Annotated in this window: 4 protein-coding genes; 2 read left to right on the top strand and 2 right to left on the bottom strand. The window is 71.4% G+C overall.

The genetic code is table 11. The features are described from left to right. Positions 1-1,128: serine/threonine-protein kinase (locus ACWDX9_RS61570; RefSeq protein ID WP_449973160.1), on the bottom strand; the 1,128-nt coding region annotated here is incomplete at its 3' end. An 83-nt stretch (positions 1,129-1,211) separates the two neighbouring features. Here ACWDX9_RS61570 and ACWDX9_RS61565 point away from each other — a divergent pair. Then, a complete protein-coding gene (locus tag ACWDX9_RS61565; RefSeq protein ID WP_449973159.1) occupies positions 1,212-2,384 on the top strand; it encodes an acyl-CoA dehydrogenase family protein in 1,173 nt (390 codons plus the stop codon). Positions 2,385-2,392: 8 nt separating this feature from the next. On the opposite strand, the gene ACWDX9_RS61560 is transcribed toward ACWDX9_RS61565, so the two are convergent. Continuing rightward, positions 2,393-2,800 carry a DUF6010 family protein gene (locus ACWDX9_RS61560; protein ID WP_449973158.1) on the bottom strand — a complete coding sequence of 136 codons (408 nt, stop codon included), beginning with the start codon at positions 2,798-2,800 and terminating at the stop codon, positions 2,393-2,395. Positions 2,801-2,951: 151 nt separating this feature from the next. On the opposite strand from ACWDX9_RS61560, the gene ACWDX9_RS61555 reads away from it, so the two are divergent. Next, entirely contained in the window at positions 2,952-3,158 is a 207-nt protein-coding gene (locus ACWDX9_RS61555) for a hypothetical protein (protein ID WP_449973157.1), read from the top strand. The last annotated feature ends 60 nt before the right edge of the window (positions 3,159-3,218 follow it).

Here is a 3,218-nt window from a genome sequence, read left to right as displayed (position 1 = left end):
AACGCCCTGACCAGCACCGGCTTCCAGTCCTTCGGAACGTCGCCGAGCCGCCTGGGCAGGTTCGCGCTCGAGCGCGGCGAGCACCCGTTCGGCGGCCTCGTGCCGTACCTCGATCAGCTCGTCCAGGGTGGCGGTGCGCGGCGCCTCGTCGCCGTCGCGGACGTCCACCAGCCGCAGCAGCAGATCGCGCGCGACCTCGCGCTCGGACGCCGGCAGCCCGGCGTAGAACCGCTCGGCCACCGCGCCGAGCGCCGGGTCGGCGGCCGGCCCGCCGGAAGGGCGCACCCCCGCGGCGGCCTCGGCGCCTTCGGCCAGCGTCGTGTGCTCGCCGCCGAGCAGCGTCAGCAGCAGGCGCTGCGCGGAAGGACGCGCGGCCGGGTCCTTGGACAGCGCGGCGCGAACCAGCTCGCGCAGCACCTCGGGCAGGACATCGACGTCAGGGTCGTGGTTGAGCAGCCGGTTGATGACCGCGATCGTCGTCGGGGCGGTGAACGCGTCGCGCCCCGTCGCGGCGAACAGCACCACCGAGCCCCAGGCGAACACGTCGGCCGCCGGCTCGGCCCGGCCCCCGGAGAACAGCTCCGGCGCCATGTACATCGGGGTCCCGGCCAGCTCGCCCGTCGAGGTCATCGACAGGCCCGCGGCCCTGGCGATACCGAAGTCGATCACTCGTGGCCCGTCGGGCCCCATCAGGACGTTCTCCGGCTTCAGGTCGCGGTGCACCACGCCCGCCTGGTGGATGGCGGCCAGCGCGGTGGCCACGCCCACGGCCAGCCGGTGCAGCGGGTCACCCGAGAACGGCGCTCCCTCCGCCACCGCCGCGCGCAGGCTCGGGCCGGGGACGAACTCGCTGACGATGTGGGGGCGCTCGCCTTCGAGGTCGTGATCCAGGATGCGAGCGGTGCAGAACGAGGCGACCTGCCGCGCGGCGGTCACCTCCCGGCTGAAGCGGCGGCGCAGGGGAGAGTCGCCGGACAGGTACGCGTGCAGGACCTTGACCGCCACGCGGTTGGCCGCCTCGTCGTAGCCCTCGTAGACGACGCCCTGGCCGCCCGAGCCGAGCCTGCTCGCCAGCCGGTAGCGGCCCAGCCTCGACGGATCCCCCGGACGCAGCGGGTCTGCTGTCATGGTTCGTTAGATGGCCGATCACCGCCGCCGGTTCGGGCGGGGTGCTCGGCACCGGCCACAAGATCAGCAGAGGACGCAGGACCATGCTCAATACCGGGCTCACCACTGGGCTCACCACCGAGGAACAAGCCGTCGTCGACACGGTCCGCGACTTCGTCGAGCGGGAGGTCCGGCCCGTCGCCCGCGACCTGGAACACGCCAACGCATACCCGGACAAGCTCATCGAGCAGATGAAGCGGCTGGGCATCTTCGGCCTGGCCATCCCCGAACCCTGGGGCGAGGCGCCGGTGTCCATGCCGTGCTACGCCCTGGTCACCGCCGAGCTCGCCCGTGGCTGGATGAGCCTGGCCGGCGCCATGGGCGGGCACACCGTCGTGTCCAAGCTCATCCTCGCCTTCGGCACGCAGGAGCAGAAGGACCACTACCTGCCCAGGATGGCGACCGGCGAGATCCGCGCGACCATGGCGCTGACCGAACCCGGTGGCGGCTCGGACCTGCAGGCCATGACCACCGCCGCCCGCCGGGACGGCGACGACTTCGTGGTCAACGGCGCCAAGACGTGGATCACCAACGCCCGCCGCTCCCAGCTGATCGCCCTCATGTGCAAGACCGACCCCTCCGCGCGGCCGCGCCACAAGGGCATCTCCATCCTGCTCATCGAACACGGGCCGGGCCTGACGGTCTCGCGCGACCTGCCCAAGCTCGGCTACAAGGGCGTCGAGAGCTGCGAGCTGGTCTTCGAGGACCACCGGGCGCCGCTCACCGCCCTCCTCGGCGCCGAGGAGGGCCGTGGCTTCGCGCAGATGATGAAGGGCCTGGAGGTCGGCCGCATCCAGGTCGCCGCCCGGGCCCTGGGGGTGGGCCGCGCGGCGTTCGACGACGCCCTGCGCTACGCGCAGGAGCGGGAGAGCTTCGGCAAGCCCATCTGGAAGCACCAGGCCGTCGGCAACCACCTCGCCGACATGGCCACCGACCTGACCGCCGCCCGCCAGCTCATCCTGCACGCCGCCGAGCGCTACGAGAGCGGCGCGCGCTGCGACATGGAGGCCGGCATGGCGAAGCTGTTCGCCTCCGAGGCCGCCATGAGAGCCGCGCTCAACGCCGTACGCATCCACGGCGGCTACGGCTACTCCACCGAGTTCGACGTGGAACGCTACTTCCGTGACGCGCCGCTGATGATCGTCGGCGAGGGCACCAACGAGATCCAGCGCAACGTCATCGCCGCCCAGCTGGTCAAACGCGGCGGGCTGGACTGACCGGGGCCCTATGCCTGCGGCGTCGCGGCTTTGCGGGCGCGGAACCACTTGACGATCGATGGCCCGCCCGCGAAGCACCACAGCGCCACGACCGGGTCGCAGATGGCGCAGCCGAAGGAGGAAAGGGCGGCGAAGGGCAGGAGGGGGTTCCCCTGGAGGTGGTGCAGGATGTCCCAGGCGGTGTGGAGCAGCCAGCCGATGCCGATCCAGGTCCAGCTGTCGAGCCCCCGGTAGGCGACGTAGGTCATGACGACCGGCAGGACGAACTCCCAGTACCCGAGTCCGCCCCCGCTGAGGTAGGCGGCGCCGGCCCCGCCGACCAGCACGGCGTTGACCTGGCGCCGTTGCGGCTCGGGGATCAGGGACAGGAGGGAAACGCAGATCAGCCCGATGACGATCGGCATGATGACGGACATGGGGTGTGGCAATCCGTTCTGAGGTTGGGGTTCTCCGGTTCTCGCAGCGCAACGCTAGAGCGCGCGGCCACGGCTCCCCATGGGCTGGATCGACAATTTCCAACGGGTTCCCGCCATCCGGCCCGAACCCGTGAGCGCCTACCGTGTCCTCATGCACACGGTGGCGGTCCTGGCTCTGGACCATGTGGTGGCGGCCGACCTGGCGACGCCGATCGAGGTGTTCGGGCGGGCCCGGCTGGCGGACGGGCGCAGCCCGTACCGGATCCTGGTCTGCGCCGCGACGCCGCAGGTGGCCAGCGACGCCTTCACGCTCATCGCCCCGCACGGCTTGCGGGAGCGTGGATGCCGCGCAGAATAATGAGGGCCGGGATGTCTACTACATGATCAGTACGACGATGCACCTGAGTCCCGGTGCGCC

Source organism: Nonomuraea sp. NPDC003201, from assembly GCF_053590415.1.
This window is presented reverse-complemented; position numbering and strand designations above follow the sequence as displayed.

Coding starts and splice junctions, on each gene's coding strand:
- ACWDX9_RS61555 (WP_449973157.1), top strand. CDS start 2,952: ATGCACACGGTGGCGGTCCTGGCTCTGGACCATGTGGTGGCGGCCGAC.
- ACWDX9_RS61560 (WP_449973158.1), bottom strand. CDS start 2,800: ATGTCCGTCATCATGCCGATCGTCATCGGGCTGATCTGCGTTTCCCTC.
- ACWDX9_RS61565 (WP_449973159.1), top strand. CDS start 1,212: ATGCTCAATACCGGGCTCACCACTGGGCTCACCACCGAGGAACAAGCC.